This window comes from Umezawaea endophytica (assembly GCF_025061645.1).
Lineage (GTDB): Bacteria > Actinomycetota > Actinomycetes > Mycobacteriales > Pseudonocardiaceae > Umezawaea > Umezawaea endophytica.
The window spans coordinates 43920-59736 of record NZ_JANYMP010000039.1 but is presented as its reverse complement, the minus strand read 5'-3'; the positions used below and the strand labels follow the sequence as shown (position 1 = coordinate 59736).

The 15817-nt window shown below is 70.9% G+C and carries 13 protein-coding genes; 11 read left to right on the top strand and 2 right to left on the bottom strand.

Annotation, left to right across the window (positions count from 1 at the left end):
* The 4 genes from NZH93_RS44640 to NZH93_RS44625 all read left to right on the top strand — a co-directional run.
* Window positions 1-536, top strand: a 536-nt coding sequence (locus NZH93_RS44640) for an SDR family NAD(P)-dependent oxidoreductase (RefSeq protein ID WP_259629419.1), incomplete at its 5' end; no start/stop codon positions are given.
* A 10-nt stretch (window positions 537-546) separates the two neighbouring features.
* Window positions 547-1695, top strand: a complete 1149-nt coding sequence (dgoD, locus tag NZH93_RS44635) for a galactonate dehydratase (protein WP_259629418.1) — start codon at window positions 547-549, stop codon at window positions 1693-1695.
* Complete coding sequence (locus tag NZH93_RS44630) at window positions 1689-2294, top strand: bifunctional 4-hydroxy-2-oxoglutarate aldolase/2-dehydro-3-deoxy-phosphogluconate aldolase (RefSeq protein ID WP_259629417.1); 606 nt, start codon at window positions 1689-1691, stop codon at window positions 2292-2294. The genes dgoD and NZH93_RS44630 overlap by 7 nt, the downstream gene beginning before the upstream one ends.
* Window positions 2291-3208 carry a sugar kinase gene (locus NZH93_RS44625; RefSeq protein ID WP_259629416.1) on the top strand — a complete coding sequence of 306 codons (918 nt, stop codon included), beginning with the start codon at window positions 2291-2293 and terminating at the stop codon, window positions 3206-3208. Before NZH93_RS44630 ends, NZH93_RS44625 begins: the two co-directional genes overlap by 4 nt.
* 3 nt (window positions 3209-3211) lie before the next feature.
* On the opposite strand, the gene NZH93_RS44620 is transcribed toward NZH93_RS44625, so the two are convergent.
* The gene (locus tag NZH93_RS44620) at window positions 3212-3904 is read right to left on the bottom strand and encodes a FadR/GntR family transcriptional regulator (RefSeq protein WP_259629415.1); all 693 of its coding nucleotides are present in this window, start codon (window positions 3902-3904) and stop codon (window positions 3212-3214) included.
* Window positions 3905-4085: 181 nt separating this feature from the next.
* Between NZH93_RS44620 and NZH93_RS44615 the strand changes: the two genes are divergently transcribed.
* From NZH93_RS44615 to NZH93_RS44595, 5 genes are read left to right on the top strand one after another with little or no spacing between them, the layout of a single operon-like run.
* Complete coding sequence (locus NZH93_RS44615) at window positions 4086-5366, top strand: ABC transporter substrate-binding protein (RefSeq protein ID WP_259629414.1); 1281 nt, start codon at window positions 4086-4088, stop codon at window positions 5364-5366.
* Between the two features lies 1 nt (window position 5367).
* Window positions 5368-6303 (top strand): carbohydrate ABC transporter permease, encoded by a 936-nt coding sequence (locus NZH93_RS44610; RefSeq protein ID WP_259629413.1) that lies wholly within the window; start codon window positions 5368-5370, stop codon window positions 6301-6303.
* Window positions 6300-7130, top strand: a complete 831-nt coding sequence (locus NZH93_RS44605) for a carbohydrate ABC transporter permease (protein WP_259629412.1) — start codon at window positions 6300-6302, stop codon at window positions 7128-7130. The genes NZH93_RS44610 and NZH93_RS44605 overlap by 4 nt, the downstream gene beginning before the upstream one ends.
* A 20-nt stretch (window positions 7131-7150) precedes the next feature.
* Window positions 7151-9157, top strand: a complete 2007-nt coding sequence (locus NZH93_RS44600) for an alpha-galactosidase (protein WP_259629411.1) — start codon at window positions 7151-7153, stop codon at window positions 9155-9157.
* Window positions 9154-9912, top strand: a complete 759-nt coding sequence (locus NZH93_RS44595; RefSeq protein ID WP_259629410.1) for a hypothetical protein — start codon at window positions 9154-9156, stop codon at window positions 9910-9912. Before NZH93_RS44600 ends, NZH93_RS44595 begins: the two co-directional genes overlap by 4 nt.
* On the opposite strand, the gene NZH93_RS44590 is transcribed toward NZH93_RS44595, so the two are convergent.
* The gene (locus NZH93_RS44590) at window positions 9896-12802 is read right to left on the bottom strand and encodes an NACHT domain-containing protein (RefSeq protein ID WP_259629409.1); all 2907 of its coding nucleotides are present in this window, start codon (window positions 12800-12802) and stop codon (window positions 9896-9898) included. The two genes, NZH93_RS44595 and NZH93_RS44590, sit on opposite strands and share 17 nt — an antisense overlap.
* A gap of 91 nt (window positions 12803-12893) precedes the next feature.
* On the opposite strand from NZH93_RS44590, the gene NZH93_RS44585 reads away from it, so the two are divergent.
* Together NZH93_RS44585 and NZH93_RS44580 are read left to right on the top strand one after the other, a co-directional pair.
* A complete protein-coding gene (locus NZH93_RS44585) occupies window positions 12894-13442 on the top strand; it encodes a helix-turn-helix domain-containing protein (protein WP_259629408.1) in 549 nt (182 codons plus the stop codon).
* Window positions 13443-13559: 117 nt separating this feature from the next.
* A complete protein-coding gene (locus NZH93_RS44580) occupies window positions 13560-15806 on the top strand; it encodes a penicillin acylase family protein (RefSeq protein WP_259629407.1) in 2247 nt (748 codons plus the stop codon).
* The last annotated feature ends 11 nt before the right edge of the window (window positions 15807-15817 follow it).

The following is a 15817-nucleotide window of genomic DNA, read 5'->3' as shown; positions in this document are numbered from 1 at the left end:
TGGGCGGGGGGGGGGGGGCCGCCCACGACGGTGTCGACGCGCTGGTGAGCAACGCCTTCGCGGTGGTGGTGAAACCGCTGCACGACACCACGCGCGCCGAGTGGACGCGGCAGGTGGAGGTCAACCTCACCGCCGCGTACCTCGGCGCGCACACCTGCCTGCCGTCGCTGGCAGCTCGGCGGGGCGCGATCGTGCTGGTCTCGTCGGTGCACGCCACCACGGGCCTGCCCGGTCACCCCGCCTACGCCGCGACGAAGGGCGCGCTGGTCTCGCTGGCCAGGCAGCTCGCCGTCGAGTACGCCCCGGACGTCCGCGTCAACGCCGTCCTGCCCGGCCCGGTCCTCACCGGGGCGTGGGACCGTGTCCCCGAGCCGGACCGCGAGCGCAGCGCCCACGCGACCCCGTTGGGACGGCTGGGAGATCCGGCCGAGGTGGCCGAGGTGATCGCGTTCCTGCTCTCGCCGTCGGCGTCGTTCGTGACCGGGGCGGACCTGGTCGTCGACGGCGGTTGGTCCGTGCACAAGGACTCGGCTTGAAGGAGCACAGGTGAAGATCACCGACGTAGAGACCTTCCTGGTGGCGCCGCGCTGGCTGTTCCTGAAGCTCAGCACGGACGAGGGTGTCGTCGGCTGGGGGGAACCGGTCGTGGAGGGCCGCGCGGAGACCGTGCGCGCGGCCGTCCACGAGATGGCGGACCTGCTCGTCGGCCAGGACCCGCTGCGCATCGAGGAGCACTGGCAGGTGTTGCGCCGCGCGGGTTTCTACCGCGGCGGCCCGGTGCTGTCGAGCGCGGCGGCGGGCTACGACCAGGCGCTGTGGGACATCGCGGGCAAGGTCCGCGGCGTCCCGGTCCACGAACTCCTGGGCGGCCCGGTCCGCGACCGCGTCCGCGTGTACTCGTGGGTGGGCGGCGACCGGCCGACCAACGTCGGCGAAGCCGTTGCCGCGCAGGTGGAACAGGGCTTCACCGCGGTGAAGATGAACGCCTGCGGTCCGATGGCGGCCATCGCCACCCCGGCGGAGGCCCAGGGGGTGCTGGACCGCGCCCGTGAAGCCCGCGCGGTGCTGGGACCGCACCGCGACCTGGCGATCGACTTCCACGGCCGCGTCTCCCCCGCCATGGCGCGACGGCTGGTGCGGATGCTGGAGGAGGTGCAGCCCCTGTTCGTGGAGGAGCCGGTCCTGCCCGAGCTGGGCGGTGACGCCCTGGCCTCGGTGGTCGCGGCCAGCGGCGTCCCCATCGCGACCGGTGAGAGGCTGTACTCCCGCTGGGAGTTCAAACCCGTCCTGGACGCGGGTGTGGCCGTGCTGCAACCGGATCCGTCCCACGCGGGCGGCATCTCCGAGCTGCGCAGGATCGCCGCGCTGGCGGAGGTCTACGGCGCGAGCATCGCCCCGCACTGCCCGCTGGGCCCGATCTCCCTGGCGGCGAGCCTCCAGGTCGCCTTCGCCACCCCCAACTTCCTGATCCAGGAGCAGAGCCTCCGGATCCACTACAACGGCGGCGCCGAGTACACCGACTACCTGACCGATTCCTCGCCGTTCGACTTCGTCGACGGGTACGCCGGCAGGCCGTCGGGTCCGGGACTGGGTGTAGAGGTGGACGAGGTGGCGGTACGACGAGCGGCGGAGACCGGCCACCGCTGGCGGTCGCCGCTGTGGCGGCACGACGACGGGAGCGTGGCGGAATGGTGAGCTTCAAGGACGCGCTGACGACCCACCGGTTGGTGGCCATCGTTCGCGGCGGCGACGCGAGAGCGGCCGTGCGGGTGCTGTTCGAGTCCGGCGTGCGACTGGTGGAGGTGTCGCTGACCAGCCCGGACGCCTTGGAGGTGATCGCCGACCTCGCGTCGGAGGTGCCAGAGGACGGCCTGCTGGGAGTCGGCACGATCCGCACCCCCGCCGATGTCGACGGCGCGCTGGCGGCCGGGGCGGCGTTCGCCGTCAGCCCGGCCACGACGATCGCCGTGCGAGCGTCGGTGGCCGCGGGGCTCCCCGTGCTGGCGGGCGTGCTGACGCCCACCGAGGTGGAGACGGCCCTGGGCTACGGGGCCGACGCGGCGAAGCTGTTCCCGGCGTCGTTGGGCGGCGTCGACTACCTGAAGGCGCTCCGGGCGCCGTTCCCGGACGTGCCGTTCGTGCCGGTGGGCGGGGTGGGCGTGGAGGAGGCGGTGGCGTACCTGGGGGCCGGGGCGGTGGCCGTCGGCGTCGGTTCGCCGCTGCTGGGCGACGACCTGGCGGGGCTGCCGGACAGGGCGAAGCGCTTCCTGGACGCGATCGGCGCGTCGGCGTGACCGTGGACGTGCTGACGTTCGGCGAGACGATGGCCGTGCTGCGCGCGACCACACCGGGGCCGCTCCGGCTGGCCCGGTCGCTGGACCTCGCGCTGGCGGGTGCGGAGAGCACCGTCGCGATAGGACTGTCCAGGCTCGGCCACCGGGCGAGGTGGGTGGGCCGGGTGGGCGCAGACGAGTTCGGCGCGCTCGTGGTGGAACGGTTGCTGGCCGAACGGGTGGACGTCGTCGCCCACGAGGACCCGGCCGCTCCGACAGGGCTGCTGGTGCGCGAGCAGCGCACGGCGGACCTGGCCAGGGTCGCGTACTACCGGGCCGGGTCGGCCGGGTCCCGCCTGTCCCCCGACGACCTGCGCGAACCCCTCCGGGACGGCGCCAGGGTCCTCCTGGTCTCCGGCATCACCCCGGCGCTCTCGGACACCGCGCGAGCCGCCACGGAGGCGGCCGTGGCGCACGCCGTGGCCCACGGCTGGGCGGTGTGCCTGGACGTCAACCACCGCTCGAAGCTCTGGACGCGGGAGGAGGCGTCCGACGTCCTCACCCCGCTCGCGGCCGTGGCCACCACCGTCTTCGGCGACCAGTCCGAACTGGACCTCGTGGGCGGCCGGGAATCCCTGCTGGCCAAGGGGGTGGGTGACGTCGTCACCAAACGGGGAGCCGAGGGCGCCGAGACCACCACGCCGACGGGCCACTGGGCGACATCGGCCGCGCCCACCACCGTCACCGACGTCATCGGCGCCGGGGACGCGTTCGTCGCGGGTTACCTCTCCGCCCTGCTGGACGGCCTGGGCCCGGCGGAGCGGCTGGCCAGGGGTACCGCCGTGGCGGCGACGGCCATCGCCACCACGGGCGACTGGGAGGGGCTGCCGACGAGGGCGGAACTGCTCACCCTCCACGGCGAGACCAAGCGCTGACCCCTACCCGGCGACCCGCCGGAAGTCCTCGCTCGCCTTGTCCACCAGTGCCCGCATGGCCACCTCGGCCCCTGCGGGGTCCTTGCCGCGAATGGCCTCCAGCACCGCCCGGTGGCTGGGGACCGGGTCGTCGGCCGGGTCGGCGTCGTGCACGACCTTGTCCCGCATCGCCAGCCCGTTCGAGATCACCCGCTCCATCTGCGCCAGGAACGGGTTGTGCGTGGCCGACAGCAGCGACCGGTGGAAGTCCAGGTCGGCCTCCACCGCCCCGGCGGCGTCGGAGGCCGACGCCATCCGCCCCAACGCGTCCTCCAGCGCCGCGACGTCCTCGGCGGTGGCCCGCTCCGCCGCCAGCCTGGCCGACGCGGGCTCCACGATCGACCGCACCTCGTCCAGGTTCTCCAGCAGGCCGAGGTCCACCGGCCCGGACGACCGCCACCGCATCACGTCGCCGTCGAGCACGTTCCACGACGACCGCGGCGTGACGAACGTGCCGCGTTTTTGGCGAGCGTCGATGATCCCCTTGGCCGACAACACCTTCAGCGCTTCGCGCAACGCCGTCAGGCTCACGTCGAACTCCTCCCGCAACGCGAGCAGGTCCAGCGTCGCCCCTTCGGGGATCTCCCCCGCCAGGATCCGCCGCGCGAGCGTCTCCACGGTCTGTCCGTGGATGCCGCGGAGTTGGTAGTCCGCCACCAATCCCTCCCCTCGGGTTGTCGTGGACCCAGTATCCCGTGCACGCCGACGGGTCACCGCACGTGGCCGCCCCGCCACCCGCGCTGACCGGGATTATTTACTAATACATCTTGACAGTGGCTTACCCGCGTTGCAACCTTCCTGTCATTCACCCGTGGTCAGCCCGTGAGGAGACCCATCGATGAGCATCGACGGCCTGAGTCGTAGGAACTTCCTGGCGGGACTGGGTGGGGTCGGTGCCGCCGCGATCCTCGGCGGTTGCGCCACATCCGCCTCCACCGGCACCGGCCAGGCGGGTGGCGCGGTCACCCTCCAGTCGAACCTCTCCGCACCGCTGCCGAAGGCCGCGATGGAGAGCGTGGTGGCGGCGTTCAACCAGAAGGGCGGTGCGCAGGCTGTGCTGAACACCGTCGCCGCGGAGACCTTCCGCACGCAGCTCCCGTCGTACCTGACCTCGGGCAACCCGCCGGACCTCTACACCTGGTACGCGGGCAGCGTCGGCCGGTCGTACGCGAAGAAGGGCCTGCTGCTCGACCTGAGCGACGTGTGGAGCGGCCTGACCGACTACAGCGCGGCGACCAGGACGCTGAGCGGCGACGACGCGGGCAAGCAGATCATCGTGCCGATCACCTACTACTGGTGGGGGATGTTCTACCGGAAGTCCAACTTCGAGAAGTGGGGCGTTCGGCCGCCGACCACGTGGGACGAGTTCCTCGCGGTCTGCGAAGCGTTGCGCGCCAAGGGGGTCGAGCCGATCGGCATGGGCGCGGGCGGTACGACGCCGTGGGTCGCCTCGGCGTGGTTCGACTACCTGAACATCCGGATCAACGGCGCCGTCTACCACCGCGAACTGCTCGCCGGGCGGCACCGGTTCGACGACCCGCAGGTCAAGGCGGTCTTCGCGAAGTGGAAGGAGGTGCTGCCGCACTTCGACAAGAGCGCGACCGCGATCCCGTTCCAGGACGCGACAACGTCGCTGCTCCAAGGGCGCACCGGGATGATGCTGATCGGCACGTTCTTCGCCGACGCCGCCCCGAAGGACGCGCTGGACGACATCGACTTCTTCCAGTTCCCGATCATCGACCCGAAGGTGCCGATCGCCGAGGAGGGCCCGACGGACGGGTTCTTCGCCAGCGCCAAGACGCCTCGCGGCGCCGAGGTCAAGGAGTTCCTGAAGTACCTGGCGACGGCCGAGGCGCAGGAGCTGTTCATCAAGAACTCGGCGGGCACCGTCCTGCCGGTGAACCCGAAGGCCAAGGACTCCGGCACACCGCTGGTGGCCAAGGGCCGCAAGATGTTGAACGACGCGGCCGAGATCACCCAGTTCTTCAACCGCGACTCCAGCGACGCCCTCCAGCCCACCGCCGACGCCGCGCTGCTCCAGTTCTTCGCGCAGCCCGACCAGGTCGACTCGATCCTGGCCACGTGGCAGGCGGCCGCCGAGAAGGTCTGGTCGTCCTGACGTGGTCACCCTGACAGCACCGCCGGTGGAACGGCCGCCGACGTCGGGAAACCGGCGGCGGAACAAGCCCAACCGCCGGGTCTCCCCACTGCTGATCGCCTTCGTCCTGGTGCCCCTCGCGGTGGAGGCCTTCTGGGTCTTCTGGCCCGCGATCCAGGGCGTGTACCTGTCGTTCACGAACTGGGACGGCATCAGCCCGCCGACGGGCGTGGGCTTCGACAACTACGTCGAGATGGCGGGTGACCCGGTCTTCGGGAAGGCCCTGCTGGACACGGTGATCTGGCTGGTGCTGTTCGGCGGCGTGTCCGCGGTCGGCGGCCTGGGCGCGGCGATGTTCCTCCAGCGCGAACGGCGGGGCGTCGGGATCTACCGCGCCGCGCTGTTCACGCCGGTGGTGTTCTCGCTGGTCGCGACCTCGCTGATCTGGCAGTCGATGTACCAGCCGGACGGCCTGATCAACACCGTGCTCGGCGGGCTCGGTCTGGAGGGCTGGCAGCGGTCGTGGCTCTCGGAGTCCGACACGGCCCTGTACGCGGTCATCCTGCCCGCGCTGTGGCGGCAGATCGGCTACGTAATGGTGCTGTACCTGGCCGGGCTCAAGGGCATCGACCCGGTCCTGTACGAAGCGGCCACCGTGGACGGTGCTTCGAGGTGGCAGCAGTTCACCAGGATCACGCTGCCGCAGCTCAGGAGCGTCAACGCGGTGGTCCTCTCGGTGATCGTCATCGACTCGCTCCGGTCGTTCGACGTGGTGTGGTCGCTGACGAAGGGCGGCCCGTTCCACTCGTCGGAGCTGCTGAGCACCTACATGTACGCCACGGCGTTCCAGTCGCTGCGGCTCGGCTACGCGTCCGCGCTGGCCGTGGTGATCTTCCTGCTGGCGTTCGGCGTCATCGTGACGTACCTCGTGCGGGCGTTCCAGGAGAGTGACTCGTGACCAGGCGGAACCCGTTGCGGGAGATCGGTTACCACGTCACCGCGAGCACGATCTCCCTGCTGTGGCTGCTGCCGATCATCCTCGTGGTCGTCACGGCCTTCCGGTCCTTCGACGACGTCGCCCGGAACGGCGTGGGCAGCCTACCGCGCTCGTTCACGTTCGACGGGTTCGCCCAGGCGTGGACGGACGGCGGCGCGGCGCGGGCGCTGGTCAACAGCATGCTGGTGACCGTGCCGACCGTGGTGATCACGCTGGCGCTGGCGTCGGTGTCCGCGTTCGCGCTGAGCCGCTACGACATCCCGTTCCGGCGCACGGTCCTGCTGCTGATGCTGGCGGGGAACCTGCTGCCGCCGCAGATCCTGCTGGTGCCGGTGGCGAAGCTCAGCGAGGTGTTGGGCCTCTACGACAGCCTGGTGGCGCTGGTGGTCGTCCAGGTCGGGTTCGGCCTCGGCTTCTACACGTTCGTGCTGCACGGGTTCATGCGCGCCATCCCGGCGGAGATCCAGCAGGCGGCGGTGATCGACGGCGCGGGCGCGGGCCAGCTCTTCCTGCGGATCATCCTGCCGCTGACCAGGCCCGCGCTGGCCGCGTTGTCCGCGCTGGCGTTCACCTGGGTGTTCAACGACCTGCTGTGGGCGATCACCGTGCTGCGCAGCGAGGACCGGATGCCGGTCACGCCCGCGCTGCTCGGGTTGCAGGGCCAGTTCGTGTCGATGTGGAACGTCATCGCGGCGGGGTCGGTCATCGCGGCCATCCCTACCGTGGCGGTGTTCCTGAGGTTCCAGAAGCACTTCGTGGCAGGACTCGCGCTGGGAGCGGTGAAGTGACGCGTCGGTGGACACTGCGGATGGCGACGACCACGTACACGGTCGGGCTGCCCGAGCACGAGGGCTGGCTGGAGCAGATCGCTTGGGGCCCAACGGGTGTCGAGCACGGGCCGTCGCCGACGGCGAACGCGGGCCGCACGCCGTACATGACCGCGGCGGACGGCGCTCCGGTCGAGTACGCGCCGTTCGGGCTCCGCCCGTTCACCGGAGCGGACCTGGTCCTGGACCAGGAGCTGTTCTGGCGGTTCGACGGTGAGGACTCGACGCCGACGTCGTTGCGCCTGGCGTTCGTGGACGACCTGACCGGCCTGCGCACGGTCCTCTGCTACCGGACCAGCCCGTCCACCGACGTGCTGCTCCGGTGGGTCGAGCTGACCAACGGCGGCACCGGCGACCTGGTGGTAGACCAGCTCGGCTCGGCGGGGTTCTGCCTGCCGGTCGAGTCCCCGGAGCTGACGTTCCTGACCGGCCGCTGGGCCCACGAGTTCCAGCGCGAGCAGCTCGTCCTCCCCGCGGGCCGCTTCGAGATCGGGAGTTCCCAGGGGGTTCCCGGCCACCAGTTCGCGTCGTGGCTCGCGGTGCGGGACGCGGTCGACGGCCAGGCCTGGGCCGTGTCCCTCGCGTGGTCGGGCTCGTGGCGGATCGCCGTGGACGTCGAGGTGACCGGCGCGACCCGCGTGCGCGCGGGGCGGGCCGTGTCCGGGATCTCCTTGGCACCGGGCGAAACACTGATCGCGCCGCAGGTCGCCGCGGCGTACAGCGCCGACGGCCTGGACGGCGTGTCACGCGCGTTGCACACCCACGAGCGGTCGTTGACGCGCGACCTCGTCCGGCCGGTGCAGTACAACTCCTGGGAGGCGACGGAGTTCGCCGTCGAGGAGGAGGGCCAGCTCGCCCTCGCCTCGCTGGCCGCGGAGTTGGGCGCGGAGCTGTTCGTCGTCGACGACGGCTGGTTCACCGGCCGCCACGACGACACCGCGGGCCTCGGCGACTGGCACCCCGACCCGGCCGCGTTCCCGAACGGCTTCGCGACGTTCGTCAACGGCGTGAAAGCCCTCGGCCTGGGCTTCGGCCTGTGGGTGGAGCCCGAGGCCGTGAGCCCCAAGTCCCTGCTGTACCAGGAACATCCGGACTGGGTGTACCGCGTCGACGGCCGCCCCGCCACCCTGATCCGCAACCAGCTCCTGCTCGACCTCGGCCGCGAGGACGTCTTCGAGTTCGTGCGCGCGGTGTTCGACCGGCTCCTGACCGACTACCCGATCGACTACGTGAAGTGGGACATGAACCGCCCGCCCACCCCGCGCGGCCGTCCGGGCGCGGTCGGGGCCGACCTGGACGGCGAGCACGTGCGGAACTACTGGCGCCTGCTGGACCACCTGCGCTCCAACCACCCCCACGTGCTGGTCGAGGGCTGCGCGGGCGGCGGCGGTCGCACCGACCTGGCCACGATCGCCCGCACGGACGTCGTGTGGCCCAGCGACAACACCGCGCCGATGGACAGGCTGAACATCCAGTACGGCTTCCTGCACGCGCACGCACCGCACGTGATGCTGTCGTGGGTGACCGACCACCCCGGTTTCTTCGACACCAGGCCGAAGTCCCTGCGGTTCCGGTTCGTCACGGCCATGGCGGGTGTGCTGGGCATCGGTGCCGACATCCGCCTCTGGACTCCCGAGCAGCGCTCGGAAGCGGCCTCCCTGGTCACCCTGTACAAGGAGATCCGGTCCACGATCCACCACGGGTCACTGCACCTCATCGGCTCCCCGGCCGACCCGAGCTGCGCCGCCCAGTACGATCACGGCGCCCGAACGGTCGTGCTGGCGTGGCAGACCGGCGACCTGAACGGCGTCCCCGCGTTGCCCGGCAGGCGATCCCGGTTCCCCTTGCGCGGCTTGGACGTCACCGCCACGTACCGCACATCCGACGGCGTCGAGTACAGCGGCGCTCACCTCGTGCACGCCGGCCTGCCGATCACGTTCACGGCGACCCACGACGCCGACGTGGTCGTGCTGGACCGGCAACCGTGATCGAACTCGCCGGGGACCGCGTCCTCCAGGTGCGCGTGAACGGCCTGGACGCGTTCTGGACCAACCCGTCCGCCACCGACTGGAACCTCGGCGGCGACCGCCTCTGGCTGGGCCCGGAACGCGACTGGTTCTACGCCTCGGGCGGCTTGGCCGACCACGTCGTACCCGCGTCGATGAACCCCGGCCCTTCTCGCGGCCTGGTCCACCGGCTCACCGGCGACACGACCTCCGCGAGCGTCACCCGCACCATCGAGGTCCTGGAGGACACCCCGTCCCGCGTGGTGTACGAAACCCGCACGACGGTCACCGTCCACAGTGGCCGCCCGGTCGACGCGTGGAGCATCGTCTCCGTCCCACTGGGCGGCCTGCTCGAACTCCCCCTGTCCGGCCCGCTCCACCACCGCGACTACCTGACCCCGATCGACCCGACCCGCCTGGAGGTGTCCGACGACGTCCTGCACCTCCACCTGACCGGCGACGTCATGACCAAGCTGGGTTTCCTCCCCACTTCGGTCCGGGGCCGGCTCAGCTACACCGTCAACGGCCTGCGGATCGACCGCGCCTTCCCCGTGCACCCGGACGCGGTGTACTGCGACCTGCCCGTCGGCGCCACCGGCCAGGGCGACGCCGTGCAGGTCTTCGAGGACGACGGCCACTACGGCGGCTACGCGGAACTCGAACACCACAGCCCGGCCGCCACCGTCGGCCACCCCGTGACCGACGTGTGCCGGACGACGATCAGGGCCTGTGGTTGAACGGCAACGACTGTCCTTCGTCTTCGTACGACCAGTCCGCACCCTCTTCCAAGGCGCGCGAAAGCCAGTCCGGGACTACCCGGCCGATCTGTACGACGATCCGGTTCAACACCCTGTTGTCCCTGAAGTCCGACAGGTTCACCAACCACTCGAGGTACTTCACGAGAAACGCGTCTCCCCACCCGCGCCAGTTCTTCTCGATCAGCTCGTGCGCGGAGGCCGACACCGCGCGCCGCGACCTGACCGAAACCTCCTTGGGAGCGGGCAGGAGTTGCGCATCGGGCCAACCCCCGCGCAGCAGGGCCGCCATCAACCATCCTTCGGTGTAGCGCAGCCAATCCTTGGCCTGCACCGCACCCGGACCGTGGTCGGTCAGGTAGTGCAGGTTGTCGTGGATGGCGAGCCCGGTGCGCAGTCGCTCCTCCAGTTCCAGCTCACCGCGGATCCTCAACCGCTGGATCTCCACCGGGGGCACGTTCACGATGAACGTCTCGGTGTAGGCGTGCAGGGCTCCCCCGGAGTGGCTGATGGCGACGATCATCGCCTGGAAACCCTGTGCGTCCAGTCCCGCTTCCCACAGGCTCAGCGTGGACCGCCACTGGCCCATCGGGTTCTCCGGCCACAACGCCTCGACGGGCACCCGGCGCTCGGCCCACAGCCGCAGCAGCACCAGGTTGGCCGAGTAGGCCGCGAGCGCCCGAACGGCGTCCTGCGGGAGCGGCCGGTACTCGCCGAAGTCCCGTGACGGCTTCCGGCTCCGGTACGACCGGATCAGCACGTCGAGGGTCCGGACCACCCGGTCGAGTTCGTCCGGGTCCAAGGCCCGGAGGCGTTGGCCGATGAAGTCCAGCACTGGCCACCGGATCGCCAGCGGCTGGTGGCTCAGCAACGCGAACAGCAGGTCGTCCTCCGGGTCGTGCTCACGCCTGCGCCCGTACACCCCTTCCGCGACGTCCCGGAGCACCTCCACCACCCGCGTGGCAACCAGGTACTCGCCGAAGGTGGCGTGCAGGAACTCGTAGCACCGCCGCAAGGTCCCGGCCCGCGCTTCGGCGACGTGCACGAAGAAGAACTCGCCGAGCACCCGGTCACCGGTGGCAGGCTCACCGAGTGCCGCCAGGTCGCTGGACAGGTCCGCCTCGGTGATGTCCTGGCGACCGCGGTTGATCATGCCGAGCGCGGCCGTGGCGAGCCTGCGGAGCTGCTCGTCCAGCGCTGCCTCGCCTTCGCGGCCGTGCAGCACCCGTCCGGCGATCTTGGTCGTCTCACGGCGGCCGTAGGTGTCGAACAGCCGCTCGTACAACTCGGCCTTGGACAACGTCGGGTCGACCTCCCCCGCCGACTCCGCGTGGTACAGCGCGAGCATCAGCAGCAACAGCGGCTGCGACGCCAGGTCCGGGTAGCCCAGTGCGAACGCGGCGGGCATCGGCCGGTTGTGGCCGTTCCACACCCCCACCCACTTCCGGACCTGCCTCTCGTCGAACTCCTCCAACTTCACCACGGGCGTTCCCGCCCGCACCGCCACCCGGTCGACCACCAGGGTCCGGGAGGTGACGACGACGGCGACGGGCCTGCCCATCACGGCCTCCACGCGCTGGAACTCGGCGACCTCCTGGAGGTACCCGGCCCGGTCGTGGGTGGTCGCCTGGAGCAGTTCGTCCAGGCCGTCCAGCAGCACGACCCGGATGACGTCCGCGCACTGGTCGGCCAGCTCGGACCAGCGGACCCGGCGGTGGGTGGCCAGGTCGAGTGCCTGCTGGACCTGCTCCGCGATGACGTCGTTGGCGCCGACGGCCCGCAGCGGCACCCGGACGACCGTGTACCCGTCCTCCGGCAAGCGCGCGGCCAGCACCTTGACCAGCAACGACTTCCCGGCTCCTGGGTGGCCCAGCAGCAGGAGCGGCAACCGGGTCGACTGGTCGGTGCTGAAGTGCCTGGCCAGCACCAGGTCCAGGTCGTGGTGCACCCCGCGGCCGGACCACCACCGTTCACCCGCGAGGTTCGCCTGGGGCCCGGCCTCGGCCACCCGGAACCGGGGCGTGACGAAGATGTCCTCCACCGCGGGGAAGACCGTGCCGGTCCCGTAGCCGTCGGCGCCGACGTCGATCACCGGTTGCCCCAGCACCGCGTGGTTGGTGCGGCGGACGACCTCCCGGAGGTCGCGTGCGGGCACCGCCGCCCGTGACAGCAGGCCCTCCAGCCCGGCGAGCGCCGACCGCGTCGCGGCGTGTTCGCCGAGATCCGCCCACAGGGCGAACTCGGGCACCTTCGCCGCCAGCTCCAGGTAGTGCGACCGGTAGCGGGCCGCTCCGGTCAGCGCGACGGTCACCGGGTCGAACGCCCGGCGCTGGGCCAGGTGCAGGCCGTCGAGGAACTTCCGCACCTCGTTCACCGTCTTCGAGCACCAGTGCTGGACGTTCACGACGTTCTCCTCGAACCCGCGCAGGGCGGACGGCGCCGGGAGGTCGCTCGTGTACAGCCGCCGCACCAGCGGTTCGGCCGTCGACCGCCACTCGCCGTTGCCGATCGACAGCTTCTCGGCGTCGGTGATCAGCGCTTCGTCGTAGGTGTCGCCCAGGCCTTCGCGCAGCGCCTCGAAGAACGCCGTCAGCACGATCGTCGAGTGCGCCGCCACGACCAGTTCGTGCCGCAGCAGCCCGTGCGACGGGCGGACCCGGTCCGACACCCCGTCCAGCACCGACCGGAGCAGGGCGGTGGCCTCGTTCTTCTGGTCCACCCAGCCCCACAGCGCGCCGACGGCGGCCGGGATCGGGCCGGACGCGAGGATCACGCCGCCGAGCAGTCCGTTCATCCGGTCGAGCCAAGGTCGGTCGTGGTGCCCGAGGATCTGGAGGGCGCCGCGGAAGGAGATGGCCGGGTCTCGTCTCACGGGTGGTCACGGTAGCCAACGGTCTCAGGGATCACCCCGATCTTTGCCGAGAAACCTGTGCAAAGAAATCTCTGCACGCTACGGTCGCCCCATGTCGCAGCCCGAGGAGATCACCGACCCGGCGGTGCTCAAGGCCATGGCCCACCCGCTCCGGCGGCGGATCGTGGCCGAACTGCGGCGTGGGCCCGCGTCGGCCACGACGTTGGCCGCGGCGCTCCAGGAGAACACCGGGTCGACCAGTTACCACCTCCGTGAGCTGGCCAAGCACGGGTTCGTCGAGGACGAGCCCTCGCTCGGCAAGGGCAAGGAGCGGTGGTGGCGGGTGGTCAAGCGGGACCTGCGGTATCCGCGGCGGTACGAGCAGAGCGCGGAGATGGCGGCGGCGTTGGACGAGTTGAACGCCGTTCAACTCGCCGAGGACCTCGCGGCCTGGAAGGAGTTCCAGGCGCAGAGCGGGGGAATGGGGTCCTGGGGGGACGCGGTCCCGTACTCGCGCGGGTCGATCGTCGTCACGCAGGAGGAGTTGGGGGAGTTCTTCGAGGACTACCTGGCCCTGCTGAAGAGGTACTGGCGGGAGGACGTCCCGGCTGACGCGCGGGAAGTCCTGCTGCGCTTCATCGCCTTCCCCAAACCCGAGTAGGGGCCCTGGGTCGCCGAGCGGCAACTCGACGACCCAGGAAGGGGAAGCGCGCACCCAACACGTCCCGAGGGACGTGCCTTCACCGAGTTCGAACTCCCCACGGAAAGGAGAGCACCCGTGCTGCTCCTAGGCAAGTTGACGGCCGCCGCGACAGCGGTGGCCCTGATCTGGACGGGGGCCGCGGCAGCCGAGGCACGAGGGCTGAGCGCGACCATCCGGTACACCGAGTACGGCATCCCCCACGTCGTGGCGACGGACTACCGGCGACTCGGGTTCGGCCAGGGATACGCCGCCGCCACGGACAACGCGTGTTCGTTGGCGCAGACGATGTTGACGACGTCCGGCACGCGGTCGCGGTACCTGGGCGCCGACGCGAACCCCGGCAGCGGGCTGTCGCGGGCGCGGACGAACCTGGCCAGCGACCTGTACTTCCAGGGGATCAACGACACCGGCGTCGTGGAGCGGCTCGCCGCGCGCCGGGACCGGATGGGCCCGTCACCCGAGGTGCGGGAAGCCGTCGCCGGGTACGCGGCGGGCGTGTCGGAACGCCTGACCAAGATCACCGACCCGGCGTGCGCCGGAGCGGCGTGGCTGCGGCCGATGACGGAGATCGACGTCTACCGGCACATGTACGCGCTGGGCATGGTGTTCGGGCTGGGATCAGCGGCGGACGGGATCGCGGTGCAGGACCCGGAACTGTCGATCGGCAGCAACGCCATCGCGCTCGGCTCCGAGCGGACGGCGAACGGGCGGGGACTGTCGCTGGCGAACCCGCACCTGCCGTGGAACACGCCCGACCTGCGGCTGTGGCAGTCGCACCTGACGATCCCCGGACGGCTGGACGTGGCGGGCGCCGGCATCGTCGGCGTCCCGTTCCTGTGGCTGGGCCACAACTCCACGATGGCGTGGAGCGGCACGGCGGCGGACACGACGAAGACGTTCACGCTGTTCGCGCTGGACCTGGTGCCGGGATCGCCGACGAAGTACCTGGTGGACGGCAAGGCGGAGGACATGGTGCGCCGCGACGTGACGGTCACCGTGCAGGACGGCACGACCGTGACGAAGCCGCGGTGGTGGAGCCGGTACGGGCCGGTCGTGACCGCGGCCAACGGGCGGGACCTGCCGTGGACGGCCGAGACCGCGTACTCGCTGGCCGACGCGAACGCCGAGAACCTGCGGTTCGCGAACTCGATGGAACGGCTGTCGCGGGCCGGTGACACGGCGTCGGCGTTCCGGGCGCTGGAGGAGACGCAGGGCCTGCCGTGGATGAACATCTTCATCACGGACTCGCGCGGCAAGGCCCGGTACTCGCAGTTGCACACCGTGCCGAACGTGACCGACGAGCGCGCGGCGCGGTGCAACACCGAGTTGGGGAAGCAGATGTGGGCCGCGGACGGGCTCGCGGTGCTGGACGGGTCGCGGGGCGACTGCGCGTGGGGTCGGGACGGCGACGCCGTGCAGCCCGGCGTGTTCGGGCCGTCGGAGCTGCCTTCCCTGCGGCGCGACGATTTCCTGGAGAACTCGAACGACAGCTACTGGCTGACGAACCCGGCGCAGCCGGTCACGGGTTTCTCGCGGATCTTCGGCACGACCGGCACCGAGCGCACCGCCCGCACCCGCGGAGCGTTGACGGAGCTGGCGAAGGGCGCGAAGCACACCCGGCAGTCGGTGCAGGACCTGATGTTCTCCAACCACGACTTCGTGGCGGACCTGGCGGTCGACGACACCGTCCGGCTGTGCCGCACGATGTCCGCCGACCTCGCGGAAGCGTGTGAAGCACTGTCCACTTGGGACCGGGACCACGACGTGGACAGCCGTGGCGCGCTGCTGTTCGACCGGTTCTGGGCCAAGGTCCGGACCACGGCGGGCAGCGCGGCGTGGAAGGTGCCGTTCAACGCGGCCGATCCGATCGGCACGCCGAACACGCTGAACACCGACCTCCCGGCCATCGGGCAGGCGTTGACCGCCGCCGTCGGCGAACTGCGCGCGGCCGGCATCCCGCTCAACGCGCCCCTGGGCGACAACCAGTACGTCGTGCGCAACGGCGAGCGGATCCCGATCAACGGTGGCACGGCCGGGCTGGGCGTCTTCAACTCCATCCGCGGTCCCTGGGACCCGGCCAGGGGCTACACCGAGATGCAGCACGGGGCCACCTACCTGCACGTGGTGTCGTTCGACGGCGACGGGTGCCCCGACGCGGCGACGCTGCTGGCGTACTCCCAGTCGTCCGATTCGACGTCCGCGCACTTCAGCGATCAGACGAAGCTGTACTCGAAGGAGCAGTGGGTGACCGAGCGCTTCTGCGAGCGGGACGTCCTCGCGTCGCCGGAGCTGACGGTCGTGGAGGTGCGACAGCACTCCTGACCAGCGTAAAC